General features: G+C 56.9%; 1 protein-coding gene and 1 tRNA gene. One reads left to right on the forward strand and one right to left on the reverse strand.

Annotated elements, in window-relative coordinates; genetic code table 11:
• Positions 1 to 70: 70 nt before the first annotated feature.
• Entirely contained in the window at positions 71 to 610 is a 540-nt protein-coding gene (gene ssb, locus C501_RS13395; protein WP_018133603.1) for a single-stranded DNA-binding protein, read from the reverse strand.
• A gap of 221 nt (positions 611 to 831) precedes the next feature.
• Between ssb and C501_RS0100055 the strand changes: the two genes are divergently transcribed.
• Positions 832 to 907, forward strand: a tRNA-Arg gene (locus C501_RS0100055).
• The last annotated feature ends 739 nt before the right edge of the window (positions 908 to 1,646 follow it).

The raw sequence follows: 1,646 nt of genomic DNA on the forward strand, positions 1-1,646 counted from the left end.
CTCACTCCCGTAGAGTTTGAGACGATCTACACGGACGCGAAAGCGGCCTGATCACCCCAAACCCCAACTGTCAACCAAACCCGGGGCAGACCCGAGTATCTTCAGCAGTCTCCTCCGTACTGGAGGCTGCATCTGAGGTTTCTGAGGTTTCTGAGGTTTCCAGTAGCTCCAAGCCGTCTTCTGCTGCGCCAGTCTCTTCAGCCGCATCATCTGACAGCTGTTTATCCTGTTGCCGCTGAGCCCGCACAGGATGCAGTGCCCGGCGGAATCTCGCAGTCCCCCAGTTCAGATCGTGACCGATAGCATCCGCATCGATCTCCGGAGCGATGCCCCGGCGGCCGTCCTCCTTGCTCCACTGGCGTAGCTTGAGCTTTCCCGTGACGATCACCCGCTCCCCTTTGCTCAGACTGGCAGTAACATTCTGCGCCAGAGCACGGAAGACCGAGACCGCGTACCAGTTGGTCTCTGCATCCACCCATTCCTTGCGATGCCGGTCAAACTTCCGCTCCGTTGAGCCGATACGGAAATGGGCTATGGGACACCCCGCATCACTCAGCGTCATTCGCACTTCGCTCGCAACAAACCCTCGAATCGTCACAACATCACTCATCTCGTCCCCCTGCTGTCATCGGCGGTTTCCGCACGTTAGTAACTGGACTCCCAGTCTTCGCATCGGCAGGCCTGCACATAAGTGACCATCGGTCCATGTGGACGAAGCGGCGCCAGCGCAGCGTTGTGGAGGAGAACTGGGGGCTGGCTGCGCAAGCGAGAGCGGTGGTGCATGGATCGCCCAGAGGATTGGTTACACTCGTTAATGGTCATCGCGACCATGCCCCGGTAGCTCAGCGGATAGAGCAGGAGCCTTCTAATCTCTTGGTCGGGGGTTCGATTCCCTCCCGGGGCACCACATCGCAACAAAGAGCAGGGATTTTAAAGACAGGGCTTGAGCTATTCAGTCTTCTACTGAAGCTTTAATCCCGAAACCCTTCAGGATCTCGGCATAGTCGGCCACCTATCGCGCCTTCTCAATGCGATGATCTTCAGCAATTTTTGGTACCGCCGAGCTGAGCTGCAGCAGTTTCTAAACTAAGCTCGCGGTCTAGCCCGGTTACCACGGACTTCCTTAGAACCCTCGGAGCACCCCACTCGTCACCTATGCCAGTTAATAATGAGGGCACGACGAAAAACCGATAGGTGTCGGGATTAGTTAATGGTTGTTTCTACAAAAGACTCGAGTGCCATGGCCCGTTGTACCTCGTGCCTGCGTTTCAACATAGCCAAGCAGAAGCTGGGAGCTTACACACTGATCTCACGCTTTAGTACGCGGCTGGATGCTAAGGGGCATTTGCAGGCCCAGCGTTAGCTCGCCTCGATCCTCTGCCAGGCAGTTACTTTTACTTTGCACCTTGAAGGCGAACCTGGACCGCCCGATCGCGCAGCGAATCCGACGTCCCTGGGAAAGCCCCCGAGCCCTTTTCTTCTTTCACTGGCCAGACAGGGGTGACGCACATGTGTACCCCTGACTGTCCAGGGAGGGCGGCAGCTTATAAATGGGGTCTGCCCCGGGTTTGGTTGACAGTTGGGGTTTGGGGTGATCAGGCCGCTTTCGCGTCCGTGTAGATCGTCTCAAACTCTACGGGAGTGAG

Origin of the sequence: Acaricomes phytoseiuli DSM 14247 (assembly GCF_000376245.1) — a bacterium.
In the GTDB taxonomy this organism is placed as follows: Bacteria; Actinomycetota; Actinomycetes; order Actinomycetales; family Micrococcaceae; genus Renibacterium; species Renibacterium phytoseiuli.

Excerpts from the sequence above, each read along its gene's own strand:
- ssb (WP_018133603.1), bottom strand. The coding sequence starts at position 610 with ATGAGTGATGTTGTGACGATTCGAGGGTTTGTTGCGAGCGAAGTGCGA.